Origin of the sequence: Luteibacter aegosomatissinici, assembly GCF_023078495.1 — a bacterium.
GTDB classification, from domain to species: Bacteria; Pseudomonadota; Gammaproteobacteria; order Xanthomonadales; family Rhodanobacteraceae; genus Luteibacter; species Luteibacter aegosomatissinici.
This window is the reverse complement of sequence record NZ_CP095742.1, coordinates 3654093-3673203: the sequence shown is the minus strand read 5'-3', so window position 1 is coordinate 3673203 and position 19111 is coordinate 3654093. Positions and strand designations below refer to the sequence as shown.

Here is a 19111-nt window from a genome sequence, read left to right as displayed (position 1 = left end):
CCATGTTGAAGATGAACCACCTTGCCAAGGTCTACCGCACGGAAGTTGTCGAGACCTACGCGTTGCGCGATTTCAATATCGATGTGAAGGAGGGCGAATTCGTCGCCGTCACCGGGCCGTCCGGTTCGGGCAAGACCACGTTCCTCACCATCGCCGGCTTGCTCGAGACCTTCACCGGTGGCGAATACCACCTCGACGGCATCGAGGTGAGCCAGCTCAACGACAACGCGCGCTCGAAGATCCGTAACGAGAAGATCGGCTTCATCTTCCAGGCGTTCAACCTGATCCCCGACCTGAACGTGTTCGATAACGTGGAAGTGCCGCTGCGCTATCGCGGCATGAAGGCGGCCGAACGCAAGCAGCGGATCATGGACGCGCTCGAGCGCGTAGGCCTGGCCGCCCGCGCCCGCCATTACCCGGCGGAACTCTCCGGCGGCCAGCAGCAGCGCGTCGCCATCGCCCGCGCACTGGCTGGTTCACCTCGCCTGCTGCTGGCCGACGAACCCACCGGTAACCTGGATACGCAGATGGCCCGTGGCGTGATGGAACTGCTCGAGGAGATCCATCGCGAGGGTGCCACCATCGTCATGGTCACCCACGATCCGGAACTGGCCGCCCGTGCGCAGCGCAACGTACACGTGATCGATGGCCAGGTGGTTGACCTGTCCGAAGAGCCGCGCTTCCACGCGCACGGCCACGCCCATACCGCCCGCTCCTGATCCCTGGCCCCGCGCCGAAGGTGGCACCCATGTTCGCCTATTACCTCCAGCTGGGCCTGCGCAGCCTGCGCAAGAACCCGATGCTTACCGCCCTGATGGTGATGGCCATCGGCTTCGGCGTGGCCGCATCCATGACGACATACTCGGTCTTCCGTGCGACCTCGCGCGATCCGATCCCGCAGAAATCCAGCGTGCTGTTCAACACCCAGCTGGATGCCTTCGGGCCGGAGAACATCGAAAATGGCGAGCCACCGGATGCGTTGACCTATATCGACGCCACGGCCATCCTCCGTGCGCACAAGACGTCCCGCCAGGCGATCGTCTACCCCGTGAACGTGTCGGTCATCCCCGAGGACGCGTCGCGCCTGCCCATGCGTGAAGGCGCTTATGCCAACGGGGCGGACATGTTCGGCATGTTCGACATGCCCTTCATCCAGGGCGGCCCATGGACCCGCGATGACGACGAGAAGCATTCGAGCGTCGTGGTGATCACCCGGGCCCTGAATGACAAGGTGTTCAACGGCGGGCAGAGCGTTGGCAAGCAGATCAACCTCGACGGGCGGCTGTTTCGCATCGTCGGCGTCATGGATGACTGGTCGCCGCAGCCCGTGTTCTTCAATGTGCCCAACACGGGCGGTTTCGACGAAGGCGCCGCCGTGTACATGCCGTTCACCCGTGCCATCGACCTGCAGCTACCCACCAACGGCAACAACAACTGCGTGAAGGAACCCGAGCAGGGCTGGGACGGCTACCTGCGCTCCGAGTGCGTGTGGCTCGCGCTGTGGAGCGAGATGGATTCGCCGGCGGAGGTCGACGCCTACCGCAACTACCTCAACGGCTATGCGGCAGAGCAGCAGCGTGCGGGTCGCTGGAACTGGGCGCCCAACGTGAAGGTGCGCAACGTCACCGACTGGCTGGACGTGCAGAAGGTGGTGCCGAAGGAATCGACCATCTCGCTGGTCGTGTCGCTGGGCTTCCTGATCATCTGCCTGGTGAACACCGTGGGGCTGCTGCTTGCGAAGTTCCTGCGCCGTGCCCCCGAGATCGGTGTGCGCCGGGCACTGGGTGCATCGCGTCGCGATATCTACGCCCAGTTCCTTGTCGAAGCCGGTTCCATCGGTATCGCCGGTGGCGTACTCGGCCTGGTGCTGACCGGGCTTGGCATCCTCGGCACCCGGCTCGTGTTCCCCGAGAACATTTCAAGGCTGGCGACGATCGATCCCATGCTGGTGGCGCTCACCTTGCTGACCGCCATCGCGGCTTCCGTGATCGCCGCTTTCTACCCCACGTGGCGCGCCGCACAGGTGCAGCCGGCGTGGCAGCTGAAGTCCAACTGAGGGCGTGCAGGCATGAACCTCCAGATCAAACCCATCCTGGCCGCACTTCGCCGGCACAAGTCCGGCACTATCCTCATCGCGGTACAGATCGCGCTCACGCTTGCCATCGTGTGCAACGCGCTGTTCATCGTCCACCAGCGCATTGATCGCGCCAACCGCCCGACGGGTATCAACGAGCAGAACCTCATCGCGGTGCAGAACCGTTACGTGGGCAAGCCCGATAGCTTCATCCCGCAGATGAAGACCGACGTGGCTGCATTGCGCAACATTCCAGGCGTCGAATCGGCCTACGTGACGAATGCCTACCCGCTGCGTCGCGGGGGCTGGTCCACCGGCATCCAGGTCGACCCGGACAAAACCAAGGACAGCCTGCCCAGCGCGCTGTACTTCGTCGACGAGCAGGCTCTGCAAACCCTGGGCGTCAAGCTGATCGCGGGACGTAACTTCAACCCGTCCGAGGTGGTTACGGTGGGACCGCAGACCACGCCGGCCCCGCCGCAGGTCATCATCACCAAGGCGATCGCCGACAAGCTTTTCCCCAAGGGCGATGCGTTGGGCAAGACCATCTATTACTCGAAGGGCAAGCCGTCCACCATCATCGGCATCATGGAAAAGCTGACGGTGCCCTGGACCGACTTCGACCACATGGATAACGTGACCTTGATGCCGGTTCGCTTTGACAGCGGTTACCAGCATTTCATGGTGCGCACCAAGCCTGGCCAGCAGGATGCCGTGTTCAAGGCGATCCCCGGCGCGCTGTATGCCGTGAGCCGGATGCGCGTCCTGCCTGAAAAGTACGGGATCCGTACGTTCGAGACGGTCCGTGCCAGCGCGTACGAGGCCGACCACGGCATGGCGATCCTGATGACGGTGGTGTGCGGCGTCCTGCTCGCGATCACCGCGGCAGGCATCGTGGGCCTGTCGAGCTTCTGGGTGGGCCAGCGTCGCAAGCAGATCGGGGTGCGCCGCGCGCTGGGTGCACGCCGCGCCGACATCCTCAGCTACTTCATGACCGAGAACTTCCTGATCGCGCTGGGGGGTGTCGCCGTCGGCACCGTGCTCGCGCTCGGCCTCAGCCAGTGGATGTTGAAGTACTTCGAGATGCCGCGCGTGTCGTTCACCTATGTCGGTGTTGGCATCGTGCTGTTGCTCGCGCTCGGCCAGGCGGCGGTGTTCGCACCGGCCCTGCGTGCATCGAGGGTGTCACCCGTGGAAGCGACGCGAAGCGTCTGATCACCACCCCTGGGAGTTGTGATGTTTGGTTATTACCTCGAGCTGGCCTTGCGTAGCCTCAAGCGAAGCAAGGCCCTCACCGCCCTGATGGTGCTTGCCGTGGCCATGGGGATCGGTGCGTGCATGACCACCCTGACGGTGCTGCACGTCGTGTCGGGCGATCCCATCCCGAGCAAGAGCCACAGGCTGTATTACCCCCAGCTGGAGCCGCGTGACACCGACAACGGCTTTTACACGAAGGGCGAGCCGCCGGACCAGATCTCCTGGCAGGATGGCATGTACTTGCTCAAGGCCAGGCGAGCCAACCGCCAGGCGCTGATGACCGGCGGTATCGCACCGGTACAGCTGCCTGGCTCGAACCTCGAGCCCTTCTTCGCACGGGCCCGTTACACCACCGCGGATTTCTTCCCGATGTTCGAGGTGCCCATGCGTTACGGGCACGCGTGGTCGGAGAAGGAAGACGAGGCGCGTTCGCGAATCGCGGTCATCAGTACGACGTTGAACGAACGGCTGTTCCATGGCGAAGACAGCACCGGCAAGACCGTACGCTACAACGGCATGGACCTTCAGGTGGTCGGTGTTATCGACCCATGGCGAGCGCACCCGCGCTTCTACGATCTGAACGACAGTTACGCCGATGCGGAAGAGCTGTTCATTCCGCTCACCACGTCACGTGACCTCAAAGGCCCGCGCAACGGCTCACGTGATTGTTGGGGGCAGGGTGGCAAGGTGACGGAAGATGCACTGGAGACGGCCAATTGCACCTGGCTCCAGTTGTGGGTCGAGATCGATGATCCGGCCCGGGTCGCCGATTACAAGGCGTTCATGACCCATTACTCGCAAGACCAGGTCGCAGTAGGACGTTTCCACTTGCCGCCGAATGTCCGCCTGCGCGACGTGCTTGAATGGCTCGACTACAACCACGTGGTGCCCAGCGATGTGCATCTCCAGGTCTGGCTCGCGCTGGGATTTTTCGCGGTTTGCCTGGTGAACACGGTGGGTCTCATGCTCGCCAAATTTCTTCGTCGTTCCTCGGAGATCGGCGTTCGGCGCGCACTAGGCGCGTCGCGCGCCAATGTGTTCGCGCAGTTACTCATCGAGGCCGGCATGATCGGCCTGACGGGCGGCATCGCGGGCTTGCTGATGGCGCTGGGCGGTTTGTGGCTCGTGCGCCAGCAGCCGGATGCCTACGCCTCGCTCGCCCACCTGGACATGCCGATGCTTGCCGCAACGTTTGCGATTGCCATTGGCGCCACGCTGATCGCCGGCCTGCTGCCGGCGTGGCGTGCTTGCCAGGTTACCCCCGCCCTGCAGTTGAAGAGTCCGTGATGCTCGATATCCGACCGATCCTCTCGACACTGAAGCGCCACAAGGTGACGGCGATCCTCCTGGTGCTTGAGATCGCGCTGACCTGCGCCATTGTGTGCAATGCCGTCTTCCTGGTGCGCCAGCGCCTGGACTGGATGAACACGCCCAGCGGTATCGATGAAGCTCATGTGGTTGAGGTGCGGCCGGTGAACATTGGCTCCACGCCCGCCATGCATGGCAGGGTGGATGAAACGCTGCAGGCACTGCGGCAGTTGCCGGGTGTGCGTTATGCCAGCCTGGCCAACGAATTGCCCTTCGGGTTCGAGTCCTGGAACGATGGGATAAAGCTGGATAAGGACGTGGTTGCACCCGTCATGCACGTCACCGCGTTCTACGGGGAAGGCCTCATCAATTCGCTGGGCATCCAGTTGCTCGAGGGGCGGGATTTCACCCCGGATGAGTATGCCTGGCTCGATGACATCACCAGCGGTCGCAAGGATGTGGTGATTCCCCACGTGGTCATCATCACGAAGTTCATGGAAGACCGCTTGTTCCACGGCAGTGCGCTGGGGAAGACGCTGTACTACGGCGGCGAGCCCATGCGCGTGATCGGCGTGGTTCGCGATGTGGCCCGACCCAACGTGATGGACCGCTCACTCACCTACGGAAGCATGCTCCTTCCCGTCCGCATGAGTGAGGGCATCGGCGCGACCTATGTCATGCGCGTACAGCCGGGGCAGGGTGATGCGGTACTCAAGGCCGCAAGTACGATGCTGCGCGAGATGGACCCGAACCGCGTGATCCAGCGCAAGCGCCACTACAGCGAAGTACGCGCGGCCTATTTCGCCAGTGACCGCGCGATGGCAGGCCTCCTGGTGGGTGTCTGCGTCGCGTTGCTCATCGTGACGGCGCTGGGCATCGTGGGCCTGGGTAGTTTCTGGGTGTCGCAACGGCGTCGCCAGATCGGTGTGCGCCGCGCACTCGGTGCCACCCGTCAGGACGTCCTTCGTTATTTCCAGACCGAGAACTTCCTGCTGGCCACGATGGGTATCGCACTCGGGATGGTGCTTGCTTACGGCATCAACATCGTGCTGATGCTGCGCTATGAATCGCCGCGGTTACCTGCTGCCTACCTGCCGCTCGGCGCGATAGCCTTGTGGTTGCTTGGCCAGGCCGCCGTTTATGCTCCCGCGCGGCGTGCATCGCGTGTTCCGCCCGTCGAGGCCACCCGTGGGAACTGAGTTCTCGTACTACCTGGAAATGGCGGTGCGCAGCCTGCGCCGCAATCCGGTGCTTACCGCCTTGATGGTCGTCGCGATAGCCTTGGGCATCGGCGCGTGCATGACGACGTTGACGGCCCTTCACGTGCTGGATGGCGATCCCTTGCCTGGCCGCAGCGGCAGCATCTATATGCCTCGCATCGAGCCACGCGCCTCGGATGCATCGAACGAAGTGCTTCGCCCCGATCAGCTCACCTGGACCGACGGGATGGCGTTGTTGCACGCCGCGCGCGCCACGCATCAGGCGCTGATGGTGGGTGGCGAGGCAACCATCCGGCCGGGCGATCCCGGCGTGGATCCCTTCATCATGCCCGCCAGGTTCACTTCGGCAGATTTCTTTCCCATGTTCGGTGCGCCCTTCCAGTTTGGCCAGGGCTGGTCGGCCGCGGACGATGAAGGTCGAGCCCACGTGGCGGTCATCAGCGATGCGCTAAACGCGCGGCTGTTCGGCGGTGCTAATAGCGTGGGCCGCTCAATCCAGGTTAACGACACGTCGCTGCGCATCATTGGCGTGCTCGCACCCTGGCGTCCCGTGCCGCACTTCTACGACCTGAACACCGGAGCGTACGCCAGCCCCGAGGATATTTACCTGCCCTTGACCACGGCGCGTGCCACGCAGCTGCCGCGTGCCGGTGGCATCCAGTGCTGGAGCACCGGCAGCACGGAAGAGGCGCTGATGGAATCGGCCCCGTGTGCCTGGCTGCAGTTCTGGGTCCAGTTGGATAGCGCCGATGCGGTGAAGGCCTACCTTGCCTACCTCAATGATTATGTTCATGTCCAACATGCATCGGGCCGCTTCGAATTGTTGAAGCCCGCTGAACTGACCAGCGTAAAGGGGCTGCTCGATGAGAAGCAGGTCGTGCCTGGCGATGTTCGCCTGCAGTTCTGGCTTGCCTCCGCGTTCTTCGTCGTTTGCCTCGTGAACACAGTGGGCCTCATGCTCGCGAAATTCCTGCGCCGCGCAGGCGAGTTGGGTGTGCGCCGGGCTCTCGGCGCATCGCGCCGGCACATATTTGCCCAACTGCTGGTCGAGGCGGCGATCGTCGGGCTCGCTGGCGGTGTCGTAGGGCTCGGCCTCGCCTGGGCCGGGCTTGGGCTCGTCCGCCTCAACCCCAATCGCAGTGCGCAGCTTGCCCACATGGATATATCGATGCTGCTGACGACATTCGTGCTATCGGTGGTGGCGGCGTCGCTCGCCGGCCTGTTTCCCGCGTGGCGCGCCTGCCAGGTGCCGCCTGGCCTGCACTTGAAGAGCCAGTGACATGCGCCTGGATATCGCACCCATTCTTTCGGCGCTGCGGCGTCATCGCATCACATCGACCTTGCTGGTGCTGCAGATAGCCCTGACGTGCGCGATCGTGTGCAATGCGGTGTTTCTTGTATCGGATCGGCTCCATTGGATGCACACGCCTAGCGGTATCGATGAAGACCGTATCGCGGCCATTCGCCTTTCGGTGCCGGGGAAGGGCGTCGATATTCACTCACGGGCCGAGACGGACCTTGCGACGCTGCGTGCGTTGCCCGGTGTTGAGGCAGCCTCGACGATCAATTCGCTGCCTTTTAGCGGGCGCTCGTGGACGACCGGCATCCGCCTTGACCTCAGTGAAAAGGTGCCCCGCGCCGACATGGCGCAGTATTACGGCGAGAACGCGGGCCAACTGCTGGGAGCCAAGCTGCAGGAGGGCCGTTGGATCCGCCCGGACGAGTACGCGTGGATTGATGATGTCGCGACCAAAAGGGTGGCTTCCCCGCACGTCCTGATGCTGACCGAGCCGGCGGCACGCCGGCTGTTCCCGGGAAAGAGCGCCGTGGGCCAGGTCATCTACATGGGCGACGAGGGCTATCGTGTCGTGGGTGTCGTGCGCTGGCTGGCCAGTGCCGAAGGCAACCGGCAGACGATTGGCGAGGCGATACTGACCCCCTTCCGCATGGTCCCGACCTACGGCGCGGGCTATGTCATCCGCACCGCCCCAGGACGGGCGGGTGAGGTGCTGGCGGCCGCCGCTGCCGCATTGAAGAAGGTGGATCCACGGCGCGTGGTCACGGAAAAGACGACCTTCGCAGAGATTCGCAGTGACTTCTTCGCGAGCGACCGCGCCCTGGCGGCAATGCTCACGGGTGCTTGCCTTGTGCTGTTGGCGATCACGGCGTTGGGCATTGTCGGACTGGCAAGCTTCTGGGTCGCGCAACGCCGTCGGCAGATCGGAGTGCGCCGTGCGCTGGGTGCGACGCGCGGCGATGTCCTGCGTTACTTCCAGACCGAGAACTTCCTCCTCGCGACCATGGGGATCGCTTTGGGCATGGTGCTGGCCTACGCCATGAACATCATGCTCATGCTGCACTACGAGGTCCCCCGCCTGCCGTGGGGATACCTGCCGGTGGCGGCGCTGACGCTATGGCTCTTGGGGCAGGCCGCCGTACTGGCCCCGGCCCTTCGGGCAGCGGCGGTTCCCCCCGTGGAGGCCACCCGTGGCTAGAATGGGCATTGCAACCTTTTGGGGAGGAGCTGCATCCATGACACCATGGCAAGGGACAAAATGCGCTGCGTACTGATCATTGACGATAACCCCGCAGTCGGCGAGGCGCTTTCGCTCGCCCTGAGCCTGCGCGATATCCGCCCCCTGGTGGCGCTCACGCCCGACGAAGGCCTGGCCACGCTGGCGCGCGAGCGCGTCGATGTGGTCATCCAGGACATGAACTTCACTGCCGACACCACCTCGGGTGAGGAAGGTGCGGCGCTGTTCAAGGCCATCCGGGGGCGCCACACCGATCTGCCGGTGATCCTGCTCACCGCATGGACCCATCTCGAAGCGGCCGTTGAACTGGTGAAGGCGGGGGCGGCGGACTATCTCGCCAAGCCCTGGGACGACACCAAGCTGCTCGCCACCGTTGAAAACCTCCTGGAGCTCTCCGAAACCACCCGCGAGGTGACCCGGGCGCGCAATGAGCGCCGCCGCCGTCGCGAGGCTCTCGAGAGCAAATACGATCTGGATGGGCTGGTTTTCGCCTCCGAAGCCATGAGCCGTACGGTCGAGCTCGCCTGCCAGGTGGCGCGCTCCGACGTGCCGGTGCTCATCACAGGTCCCAATGGCGCAGGCAAGGAGCGCATCGCGGCCATCGTGCACGCGAATTCACCCGTGCGCCGTGGTCCCTTCGTGGCGGTGAATTGCGGCGCGTTGCCGGGCGAGCTGATCGAAGCCGAACTGTTCGGCGCGGATGCCGGCGCCTATACGGGGGCCAACAAGGCACGTGAGGGCCGTTTTGAACTGGCCGACGGCGGCACGCTGTTCCTCGACGAGATCGGTAACCTGCCACTGCCAGGCCAGATGAAGCTGCTGCGTGCGCTCGAGACCGGGCAGTTCGAACGGCTCGGCTCAGGCCGCACCCGCCAGGTGAAAGTGCGTGTGGTCAGCGCGACCAACGCGGACCTGAAAGCGATGATCGCCGCAGGCACGTTCCGCGAAGACCTCTACTATCGCCTCAACGTCATCGATGTGAACCTGCCGCCGTTGGCGGAGCGCACGGACGATATCCTGCCGCTCGCCGAGTTCTTCCTGGAGGGCAAGGCCGAGCTGAGCGAAGATGCGCGCGAAGCATTGCTGGCCCACGCGTGGCCAGGCAACGTGCGCGAACTGAAGAACGCCATGGCGCGTGCGGCCCTGCTGGCCGCGGGCAGCCGTATCGAACCCTCGCACCTCAACCTGCCCATGCCCACGGCGGCCACCAACCGTAACCTGGATGAACCCAGCCGTGAGTCCGTGGAGGCGGCGCTGGCCACGGCCGGTGGCGTGATCAGTCGCGCCGCCAGCAGCCTGGGCCTTTCGCGCCAGGCGCTGTACCGGCGGATGGAGCGCTACGGGTTGGCGGTCTGATACGTTCTCACCCATGAGGCGCTTCTCGCTCGAAGGTCGGATGGCCATCGTCGTCGGTATGTCGGCGATCATTGGCGCGCTGGTATTTGCCGGCGTCGCCATCTGGCCGTTCCCACAGGCCGTGGCCTGGCTCGATGAGCTGTCCAGGAACCCCGGGCACGCGGTGGTCCCGGGGCCTTCGGCGCCAGTCGATACCCGCACGGCACTGATCATTTGCCTGCTGCTGCTCGTGCCGCTTTCGGCATGGATGGCACATGTGCTGGTCGAGCCCATCCGCCGGCTCATGCGAGCGTTGGAAAGTGCCGTCGCGAGTTACCGCGATGGCGACTACAGCATGTCCATCGGCACCGACCGCATGGACGAGCTGGGCGATCTCATCCGCATGCACAACCAGTTGGGCACCATCCTGCGTGAGCAACGGCAGAACCTGGCCCAGCGTGAGCTGCTGCTCGATACCGTGGTGCAGAACACCCCGGTGGCGTTGGTCCTCACCGATGGTTCGGGCAAGGTGACCTACGCAAACATCGCCGCCCGCCATTTGTTCAACGAGGGGCGGACGCTGGCGGGACTCGATTTCGCCACCGTGCTCGAGGCCATGCCGGAGAACCTGCGCGCTGCGGCCGCCGCCGGTGAAGATGCCTTGTTCACGGTGGAGATGGAGGGTAGCGAGGAGACCTTCCACCTGTCCCAGCGTGGCTTCCGTTTGCAGGGACGCCCGCATCGGCTGCAGCTTTACCGGCGCATGACGCGGGAGCTCTCGCGGCAAGAAGTACATACCTGGAAGCGGGTCATCCGCGTCATCAGCCACGAACTCAACAATTCGCTGGCGCCGATTTCTTCGTTGTCGCACTCGGGCGCCGAGCTGGCCCGTCGCGGTGACCTTGCACGCTTGCCGGGTGTCTTCGCATCCATCGGCGACCGCGCGAAGCACCTGCACGGGTTCATCTCAGGCTATGCCAGCTTCGCCAAGCTGCCCGCACCGCAAGCCCGTGAGATCGCGTGGGAGCCGTTCCTGGAGGCCCTGGGGCTGCATGCCCGCTTCCAGCTCAGTGCACCGCCGCCGAAGCAACCCGGCTGGTTCGACCCCACCCAGATCGAACAGGTACTGATCAACCTGATCAAGAACGCCCACGAAGCCGGTGGCGACGAGAACGAGGTGTCGGTGGGTGTGCACGTGGTCGGCCGCGATTGCCTGATCGATGTGTCCGATCGCGGTCCCGGCATGAGCGAAACCGTGCTGGCCCAGGCGCTCCTTCCGTTCTATTCCACCAAACGCTCGGGTACGGGCCTTGGCCTGGCGCTGGCACGCGAAATTTCGGAAGCCCATGGCGGCCGTATCGCGCTCGCCAATCGCGATGGCGGCGGCCTGCGCGTGACCCTGGTGCTGCCCGCCGGCCCGCACTGATTCGCTTCGCCTATACTCCCGGTCAATCAACGCCGAAGGGAGTAGGGCACCATGGGAAGCATCGTCGCACTGGTCGTGATCGTGGTCGCGGTCATCGTCCTGGCCAAGCTTATTCGCATCGTGCCGCAGGGCTACGAATGGACCGTGGAGATGTTCGGCAAATACACGGGCACGCTGACGCCCGGCCTGCATTTCCTTATCCCGTTCGTCTACAACATCGGCCGCAAGATGAACATGATGGAGCAGGTGCTCGATGTCCCCTCACAGGATGTCATCACCAAGGACAACGCCGTGGTCCGCGTGGATGGCGTGGTGTTCTACCAGGTGCTGGATGCGGCCAAGGCCGCCTACGAGGTGGCCAACCTCGAAGCTGCCGCCCTCGCGCTGATCATGACCAACATCCGTACCGTGCTGGGCTCCATGGACCTGGACGAAAGCCTGAGCCAGCGCGATGCCATCAACGCCAAGCTGCTTACGGTGATCGATGAAGCCACGCACCCGTGGGGCGTCAAGGTCACCCGTATCGAAATCAAGGATATTTCGCCGCCGCGCGACCTGGTCGATGCGATGGCGCGGCAGATGAAGGCCGAGCGTGAGAAGCGCGCGAACATCCTCGATGCCGAGGGCTTCCGCCAGGCCGCCATCCTCAAGGCCGATGGTGAAAAGCAATCAGCCATCCTCGAAGCCGAGGGTAAGAAGGAAGCCGCGTTCCGCGAGGCCGAAGCCCGCGAGCGCCTGGCCGAGGCGGAAGCCAAGGCCACGACCATGGTCTCGCAGGCCATCGCCGGCGGCGATGTGAATGCGCTGAACTACTTCATCGCCACCAAATACGTGGATTCGCTGGTGGAAATGGCCAAGAGCCCGAACCAGAAGACCTTGCTGCTGCCGATGGAATCGGTGGGTATCCTTGGCTCGCTGGCGGGCATCGCCGAACTGGCGAAGGACTCGCTCACCAGCCAGCGCGCGCAGGTGCAGCCGGCCCCGCAGCCGCCGCGCACGCCGCCGCTGGCACGCTGATCACCATGGGGGAGGTCGCCATGCATTACATCTGGTGGATCGTGGCGCTGCTGCTGATCGGCGGCGAAGTGATCATGCCCGGTTACTTCATGCTGTGGATCGGCATCGCCGCGGCAGCCATGGGTATCGTGCTGTTTGCGGTGCCCGATCTCGGGCCGCTCGCTCAGGCCGTGCTGTTCGCCCTGTTCACGTTTGTTTCGTGCTTTGCCTACTGGAAGTTCGTGCGGCCCCGCATCGCACGCGTGCCCTCGGGAAACGAGCGCCTTAACCGCCGCGGCGAGCAGCTTATCGGCCAGCGCTTCACGCTGTGCGACGCCATTATCAATGGCCGGGGCAAGGCGCGCGTGGGCGATGGCATGTGGCTGGTGAACGGCCCCGACCTGCCGGTAGGCGCCACCGTGGAAGTGACGGGCATCGATGGCACCACCCTGCGCGTGAAGGCGGTGGACGTTGGCTGAGGTTGTACCGCTGACGGTACCGGTAAGCTTCGCCACCACGGCGATCAATACCCGTATCGCCTTCCTGACCGAGCTGGCGCGACGCCTGCACCAGTACGGTACGACGGCACCCCGACTGGAAACCGCCATCGCCAAATCGGCGCAGCGGGTGGGCCTTTCGGCGGAGGTGTGGTCCAGCCCCACGGCGATCATCGTCTCGTTTGCCGACCTGGGCCAGGGCGAAGAGAGCGTGGCCCAGGTCACCCAGGTGATGCGCTTGCCACCGGGAGACGTGAACCTCGCACGCCTCGTGGAGGCCGACCGTATCGCGGATGCAGTGATCGACGGCCAGATGGACCTGCGCGAAGGCTTCCACCTCCTGCGCAAGCTGGGGGCGCCGGAAACGTTCCGGGCGGAACTGGGCGTGATCGCCAGCTACGGTCTCTGCGCCGCCAGTGTCGTGGCGCTCCTCCTGCACAGCGCCTGGCCCGATCTGATCACCGCGGGGATCATCGGCGTGATCATTGGCTGCATCACCGTGGCATCCGGCAGCCGCCCGCGTCTTGCCGCTGCCAGCGAAGCCATCAGCGCGATGGTCGCCACCATCATCGCCACGGTGGTCGCGGCCTATGTCGTGCCGCTGGCGCTGAAGTCGGTCATCCTCGGCAGCCTTATCGTGTTGCTGCCGGGCATGGCACTGACCACTGCCGTCCGCGAGATCTCCAGCCAGCACCTGGTGGCCGGCGTCGCGCGCATGGGCGGTGCGGTGGCGACCTTGCTCAAGCTCACCTTCGGTACGGTGGCCGCGACCCAGCTTTGCGAAGCGCTGGGTATCGTGCCGCACGACTACGCGTTGCCGCCGCTACCCTCGTGGGCGGATTGGCCATCGCTGGTCCTGGGCGCATTTTCGTTCGCCATCCTGTTCCGTGCCGCCCGGCGCGACTGGCTGGTGGTCATGGGGTCCGTGGTGCTTGGATACCTCGCCACGCGTTGGGGCGGCCAGATCTCCGGCTCGATTCCCGGCGCGCCGTTCGGCGTGTTCATCGGTGGCGTGCTGCTTGGCTCGCTCAGCAATGTCTATGCCCGCTATGCGCAACAGCCGGGCGCGGTCGTGCGCGAACCCGGCATCATCCTGCTGGTGCCGGGCTCGGTGAGCTTCCGCAGCGTGTCGTACCTTCTGGATCACGATACGTCGCTCGGCATGGATACGGGCCTGCTGGGCGTTACCCTGCTGGTATCGCTCGTAGCCGGCCTGCTCTTCGGCGACCTGATCGTGGCCCCGCGCCGCTCTCTTTAGGGGCGCGCCAGCTCATGGCGCGTACTGCGCCACTCCATTGCCAAACGACCAGTTTTCCTTCTTTACCTCAACAAGGTTGATGAACACGTCACCCGGCTTCACGCCCGGCGCCTTGCCAAGGTTTTCGGTGATGGCCTTGTACAGCTGCTTCTTCTGCTCGAGCGTGCGCGTGTCGTTGAAGGTGATCTGGATGAACACGACATCGTCGGTGCGCTGGATGCCGAGGTATTGGGGGTCGTAGACCAGGCCTTCGGGATCGTGCTCGGCGATGACCTGGAAGCGGTCATCGTGGGGGGCGCCGATGGCGACCAGGGCATCATGGACGGCGTGGCCCAGTGCGGTGCGGTAGGCGGCATCCTTGCCACGGCGTACATCGATACGGACGAGAGGCATGGTGGTATCCAGCGAGTTGGGATACCACCCATGATACGGCACACATTAAGGCCCCGCAGGGTGGGGCCTTATTTGTGAACTGCCTGCGTTCTTCAGGCCAGCATGTCTTTTTCTTTCGTGCCGGCCTTTAGCGCATCGTTAAACCAGCGCGGGCGCTTGCCGCGGCCGGACCAGGTCTGTTCGGGATCGGACGGGTTGCGGTATTTGGCGGCGACCGTAGCACCGGCGCGCCTGGATTTCGGGGCGGCTTTACCAAAGACGTCATCGAAGGTGAGGCCTTCTTCCTTGATGAGTGCAAAGACTTTCTCGCGCAGCCGCGTGACTTTTTCCTTCTGCAGCTCGTTCTGGCGCGATTGCGCCTTGGCAATCAGGTCCGCAAGCTGGGTCTGGCTAAGGTTTTTGATATCGACGGCCATGGCATCCTCCCGAGTGGTGGTATCGACGGGCCATTAGGTAATGGCCATTGCATGGCATTGTGGCGCAATGAAATGGATTATGGGAGCCGTTTGATTATCTTTTTCCTAATATCAGAAAAACCCTACAAGCCAATGGGGTAATCACTGTCATTAATAGTGAGTATTTTCCCAAAGCCGGGTGAGAATCACGCCTTCGGAACGTGTATCGAGGCGCTCTCGATAGGGATGGCCCCCCGCTTTGCAGGGCAGGGCGAAAAGAAAAGGCCGCGATCGCTCGCGGCCTTTTCTGTTTCGTGCGGAGGACTAGCTCAGCCGTTCAGAACGGCCAGCAATTCCTCGCGGGTCACGTTGCGCGCCTCCGCATCCGTACGGGCGCGGTACTCGAACGTACCCGCCTCCAGGCCACGGCCGCTCACCACCACGCGGTGCGGGATGCCAATCAGCTCGATATCCGCAAACATCGAACCCGGGCGCAGGCCGCGGTCATCCAGCACCGTATCGATGCCGGCTTCCGACAGCTCGCGGTACAGCGACTCGGCCGCTTCCGCCACTGCCGCGTCGTTCTTCGGGTTGATGACGCACACCGCCACGCGCCACGGGGCCATCGCATCGGTCCAGATCATGCCGTTCTCATCGTGGCGCTGCTCGATCGCGGCGGCCACGATGCGGCTCACGCCCACGCCGTAGCAGCCCATGAACATCGTGCTCATCTTGCCGTTGCTATCCAGCACGCTGGCGCCCATGGCCTCCGCGTACTTCTGGCCCAGCTGGAAAATGTGGCCTACCTCGATACCACGGGCGAGACGCAGCGTGCCCTTGCCATCCGGCGAGGCATCGCCATCGACCACCTTGCGGATATCCTCCACGCTGGTGATGCGCGCATCGCGCACCCAGTTGGCACCCGTGTAGTGCGTGCCATCCTGGTTGCCGCCGCAAACGAAATCCGCGAGCAGTGCGGCGCTGCGATCCACGATGACCGGGATGTTATCGGGCAGGCCCACCGGGCCAATGAAGCCGGGGCGCGTGCCGGTGGCGGCGAGGATTTCTTCTTCGCTGGCCAGTTCGGGCTCGTCACCCAGCTCTGCCAGGTGCGATACCTTCACTTCGTTGATTTCGTGATCGCCACGCAGGCACAGGGCCACCAGGCCCTCGATGCCGCGGACCAGGATCGTCTTCACCGTCTGCGTGGCCGGCACGCCCAGGAACGCGCTCACCTCGTCGATGGTGCGCTGGGTGGGGGTATCGACACGCGTGAGCTCCGCCGACGGGGCAGGGCGCTCGCCGGCCGGCGCCAGGGCTTCGGCCTTTTCAATGTTGGCCGCGTAGGGCGACGCATCCGAGAACGCGATGTGGTCTTCGCCCGAATCGGCCAGCACCTGGAACTCGTGGCTGGCGCTGCCGCCAATGGCGCCGGTATCGGCATCCACGGCGCGGAACTCCAGGCCCAGGCGGGTGAAGATGCGCGAATACGCGTCGTACATCACCTTGTAGGTTTCGCCGAGCGATTCCGGGGTGAGGTGGAACGAGTAGGCATCCTTCATCAGGAATTCGCGCGCACGCATCACGCCAAAGCGCGGGCGGATCTCGTCGCGGAACTTGGTCTGGATCTGGAAGAAGTTGAGCGGCAGCTGCTTGTAGCTCTTCAGCTCGTTACGCGCGAAGTCGGTGATGACCTCCTCGTGCGTCGGGCCGTAGCAGAATTCCTGCTCCTTGCGATCCTTCATCTTCAGGAGCTGGCCGCCGAACTTCTCCCAGCGGCCGGTTTCTTCCCACAGATCGCGCGGCTGCACCGAAGGCATCAGTAGCTCGATGGCGCCGGCGCGTACCATTTCCTCGCGGACCACGGCTTCCACCTTGCGCAGCACGCGCAGGCCCAACGGCGACCACGTGTAGAGGCCCGAGGCCAGCTTGCGGATCATGCCGGCACGCAGCATGAGCTGCTGGCTGGCGATATCCGCATCGGCGGGAACTTCCTTGACGGTGGCGAGGTGGTACTGGCTGAGGCGCATCGGGCGGATATCGTCGGGGAAAAGCGGAATTATAAGGGGTTATGACTTGCAGTAGAGGGTCATCTGGGCCTGGGTGGTTTCCACCTGGCGCTGGCGGCCGGCGGCATCGAGCTGCTTCGTGCCCCCCTTGCCATCGTCCATGCTCACGACGGCTTCCTTCTGCAGCACGTCCATGTTCTTGCGCAGGGAGTCGCAGAGCTTGGCCCGGTTCGCCGGGTTGTCCGCCACGGGGGTGCCCGGCGGCGGGCTGCCGGCCGTGCTGGATTTGGCCGGGGCGGACTGCGCCGGGGAGGGGGCGTTCACGCCGCCCTTCATCTGGATCTTCTCGACCTTGGCCGAGTTGGTCGGGGGCGGTGAATCGGAGTAATGGGTAACGCCCTGGGCGTCCTTCCATTTGTAGGCCTGGGCGAAGGCCAGGGGACAGACGGCGGCGAGCAGGAGAATGGCGATGCAGCGGCGCATGCGGCGGTACCCGGGCTTGGATGAATGTGGGCGACACATCTAACACCCGCTTTCGGGCCACGCAAGCGACTGTGTCGCGCTTTGTGCCGGGAACGCGCCAACTGACGGTTTACAGCGGGTGGGCTAAACTGGGGGCCCAAGTGACGACTGAGCCGATGAGCGATCCGATCCAAGCCCGGGGGCCCCGCCATCGCGGTATCTACCTCCTGCCGAACCTGTTCACCACCGGCGCCATGTTCGCCGGGTTCTACGCGATCGTCTCCGCTTTCCATGGGAATTTCGGCACCGCCGCCCTCGCGGTGTTCGTCGCCGGCATCCTGGATGGCATGGACGGCCGCGTCGCCCGCCTGACCAACACGCAGAGCGAGTTCGGCGTCCAGTTCGATTCGCTTTCGGATCTGGTCAGCTTCGGCCTGGCGCCGTCGCTGGTCATGTACACGTGGTCGTTGTCGTCGCTTGCCGACTATGGCCGCACCTGGGGCAAGATCGGCTGGGCCGCGGCGTTCATCTACGCCGTCTGCGCCGCGTTGCGCCTCGCGCGCTTCAATACCCAGGTGGGAGTGGCCGACAAGCGCTACTTCCAGGGGCTCGCCAGCCCCGCGGCGGCGGCACTGTGCATGTCGTTCGTGTGGACCATGACCAAGTTCGATATCACCGGTGCGGAGGTGGCGTTCTTCACCCTGCCGTTGGCGGTGATCGCGGGCCTGCTCATGGTCAGCAATGTCCGCTATTACAGTTTCAAGGCGTGGCCGAAGGGTGATCGTGTGCCCTTCATCTGGCTGATTGCCGCCGTGCTCATTGTCGTGCTGTTGTTTATCGACCCGGCGCGCGTGCTGTTCGCGGGTACGGTCATCTACACCATCTCCGGACCGGTCATGACGCTTTGGGGTCGTGCGGCCCACCGGCGCCGCGTGCGCCGCCACACCCGGCCGGCTGAATAAGCCGTGGCTGCCGTCTCGCCCGCGCGTCGCGAACGCCTGCTCAAGGTCATGGGGGTTACCCCGTGGCGCTTGCGTGACGTAGGCGCAGGCGCGGCTGTCGCGGGGGATCGGCACCACGCGGTTAACGAGGGCGGGCAGGGTGACCGGGTGCCCTGCGTCGTCGTCCTGCCAGCGGGTGCCAGCGAGCGGGAGCTGGATCTGGTGGGAAGGGCGTTGCGCGCCTTTGGGCCCGTCATGGGCCGTGCCGCACGCCTTGAAGCCGGCGAGCGCGGCCTCGGTCACGTGCCGGTCGCCGCGCACTACCTCGTATTCGGGGAAGCGCAGGCCCGTGCACTCGGCCATGAATTACCTGCCGCGGTCATGAGTGCCGCACAGATCGTGCTGGTGGATCCGCCCGCGGCCCTCGTGGCCGATGCCGCCGCCAAGCGGCGCCTGTGGAACGGGCTGCGTGCCCTCGGCCGGTCACTAGGCAGGGGCTAAACGCCATGGTTGCCGTCGCTCGCCCTTCGACCGAAGTTCGCGCCATGCGCCGCGAGGATCTCGATGCGGTCGTGGCGATCGAGCACGCGTCGTACGAATTCCCCTGGAGCGCAGGCATCTTCCGTGATTGCCTGCAGGCCGGGCATAACTGCTGGGTGATCGTCCACGAGGGCGAGATCGCAGGCTACGGCATCCTTTCCGTCGCCGCGGGCGAAGCGCACGTACTTAACGTCTGCATTGGCGATGCGCATCGTGGCCTGGGTTATGGCCGGCGCATGATGCGCCGCCTGGTGGATCTTGCCCGCTGGTATGGCGCCGAGCGCATCTTTCTTGAAGTGCGCCCCTCGAATCCGGTGGCGCACACGCTGTATGAGTCCATGGGCTTCACCGAGATTGGCCGGCGGCCGGCCTACTACCCGGCGAAGAACGGCAGGGAAGAGGCCATCGTGATGGCGCTTGAGATGCACATCGCTGATTGAGTGGTGACGCGGCCCGGAGCGCGCTT

At 64.5% G+C, this 19111-nt stretch carries 19 protein-coding genes; 15 read left to right on the top strand and 4 right to left on the bottom strand.

Annotated elements, in window-relative coordinates; all coding sequences use genetic code 11:
• The first annotated feature begins 2 nt into the window (after window positions 1–2).
• The 12 genes from L2Y97_RS16520 to L2Y97_RS16465 are packed head-to-tail and all read left to right on the top strand — an operon-like array spanning window position 3 to window position 13905.
• Entirely contained in the window at window positions 3–719 is a 717-nt protein-coding gene (locus tag L2Y97_RS16520; RefSeq protein ID WP_247428726.1) for an ABC transporter ATP-binding protein, read from the top strand.
• Window positions 720–748: 29 nt separating this feature from the next.
• Window positions 749–2056: an ABC transporter permease gene (locus L2Y97_RS16515; protein WP_247428724.1), complete on the top strand. Its 1308-nt coding sequence runs from the start codon at window positions 749–751 to the stop codon at window positions 2054–2056.
• 12 nt (window positions 2057–2068) lie between these two features.
• On the top strand, window positions 2069–3289 hold the full coding sequence (locus tag L2Y97_RS16510) for an ABC transporter permease (protein WP_247428722.1): 1221 nt from the start codon (window positions 2069–2071) through the stop codon (window positions 3287–3289).
• A 21-nt stretch (window positions 3290–3310) separates the two neighbouring features.
• Window positions 3311–4618: an ABC transporter permease gene (locus L2Y97_RS16505; RefSeq protein ID WP_247428721.1), complete on the top strand. Its 1308-nt coding sequence runs from the start codon at window positions 3311–3313 to the stop codon at window positions 4616–4618.
• On the top strand, window positions 4618–5838 hold the full coding sequence (locus L2Y97_RS16500) for an ABC transporter permease (RefSeq protein ID WP_247428719.1): 1221 nt from the start codon (window positions 4618–4620) through the stop codon (window positions 5836–5838). The genes L2Y97_RS16505 and L2Y97_RS16500 overlap by 1 nt, the downstream gene beginning before the upstream one ends.
• Entirely contained in the window at window positions 5828–7138 is a 1311-nt protein-coding gene (locus L2Y97_RS16495; RefSeq protein WP_343218376.1) for an ABC transporter permease, read from the top strand. The genes L2Y97_RS16500 and L2Y97_RS16495 overlap by 11 nt, the downstream gene beginning before the upstream one ends.
• 1 nt (window position 7139) lies before the next feature.
• Window positions 7140–8354, top strand: a complete 1215-nt coding sequence (locus tag L2Y97_RS16490; protein ID WP_343218375.1) for an ABC transporter permease — start codon at window positions 7140–7142, stop codon at window positions 8352–8354.
• A 60-nt stretch (window positions 8355–8414) separates the two neighbouring features.
• A complete protein-coding gene (locus L2Y97_RS16485; protein ID WP_247428716.1) occupies window positions 8415–9749 on the top strand; it encodes a sigma-54-dependent transcriptional regulator in 1335 nt (444 codons plus the stop codon).
• A gap of 13 nt (window positions 9750–9762) precedes the next feature.
• Window positions 9763–11154 carry a sensor histidine kinase gene (locus tag L2Y97_RS16480; RefSeq protein WP_247428714.1) on the top strand — a complete coding sequence of 464 codons (1392 nt, stop codon included), beginning with the start codon at window positions 9763–9765 and terminating at the stop codon, window positions 11152–11154.
• 51 nt (window positions 11155–11205) lie between these two features.
• On the top strand, window positions 11206–12171 hold the full coding sequence (locus tag L2Y97_RS16475; RefSeq protein ID WP_247428711.1) for an SPFH domain-containing protein: 966 nt from the start codon (window positions 11206–11208) through the stop codon (window positions 12169–12171).
• A 20-nt stretch (window positions 12172–12191) separates the two neighbouring features.
• Window positions 12192–12629 (top strand): NfeD family protein, encoded by a 438-nt coding sequence (locus L2Y97_RS16470; protein ID WP_247428708.1) that lies wholly within the window; start codon window positions 12192–12194, stop codon window positions 12627–12629.
• Window positions 12622–13905 (top strand): threonine/serine exporter family protein, encoded by a 1284-nt coding sequence (locus L2Y97_RS16465; RefSeq protein ID WP_247428705.1) that lies wholly within the window; start codon window positions 12622–12624, stop codon window positions 13903–13905. Before L2Y97_RS16470 ends, L2Y97_RS16465 begins: the two co-directional genes overlap by 8 nt.
• 12 nt (window positions 13906–13917) lie before the next feature.
• On the opposite strand, the gene L2Y97_RS16460 is transcribed toward L2Y97_RS16465, so the two are convergent.
• From L2Y97_RS16460 to L2Y97_RS16445, 4 genes are all read right to left on the bottom strand, one after another.
• Entirely contained in the window at window positions 13918–14298 is a 381-nt protein-coding gene (locus L2Y97_RS16460; RefSeq protein WP_247428702.1) for a tautomerase family protein, read from the bottom strand.
• A gap of 92 nt (window positions 14299–14390) precedes the next feature.
• The gene (locus L2Y97_RS16455) at window positions 14391–14714 is read right to left on the bottom strand and encodes an H-NS histone family protein (RefSeq protein WP_247428699.1); all 324 of its coding nucleotides are present in this window, start codon (window positions 14712–14714) and stop codon (window positions 14391–14393) included.
• A 308-nt stretch (window positions 14715–15022) separates the two neighbouring features.
• Window positions 15023–16723, bottom strand: coding sequence for a proline--tRNA ligase (locus L2Y97_RS16450; protein ID WP_247428697.1), 1701 nt, complete (start codon window positions 16721–16723; stop codon window positions 15023–15025).
• Window positions 16724–16762: 39 nt separating this feature from the next.
• Window positions 16763–17185 (bottom strand): DUF4124 domain-containing protein, encoded by a 423-nt coding sequence (locus L2Y97_RS16445; RefSeq protein ID WP_247428695.1) that lies wholly within the window; start codon window positions 17183–17185, stop codon window positions 16763–16765.
• 155 nt (window positions 17186–17340) lie between these two features.
• Between L2Y97_RS16445 and pssA the strand changes: the two genes are divergently transcribed.
• From pssA to rimI, 3 genes are read left to right on the top strand one after another with little or no spacing between them, the layout of a single operon-like run.
• Window positions 17341–18126, top strand: coding sequence for a CDP-diacylglycerol--serine O-phosphatidyltransferase (gene pssA, locus L2Y97_RS16440; RefSeq protein WP_247428693.1), 786 nt, complete (start codon window positions 17341–17343; stop codon window positions 18124–18126).
• A gap of 3 nt (window positions 18127–18129) precedes the next feature.
• Complete coding sequence (locus L2Y97_RS16435; protein WP_247428692.1) at window positions 18130–18606, top strand: hypothetical protein; 477 nt, start codon at window positions 18130–18132, stop codon at window positions 18604–18606.
• Between the two features lie 5 nt (window positions 18607–18611).
• Window positions 18612–19085 (top strand): ribosomal protein S18-alanine N-acetyltransferase, encoded by a 474-nt coding sequence (rimI, locus tag L2Y97_RS16430; protein ID WP_247428690.1) that lies wholly within the window; start codon window positions 18612–18614, stop codon window positions 19083–19085.
• Window positions 19086–19111 lie beyond the last annotated feature (26 nt).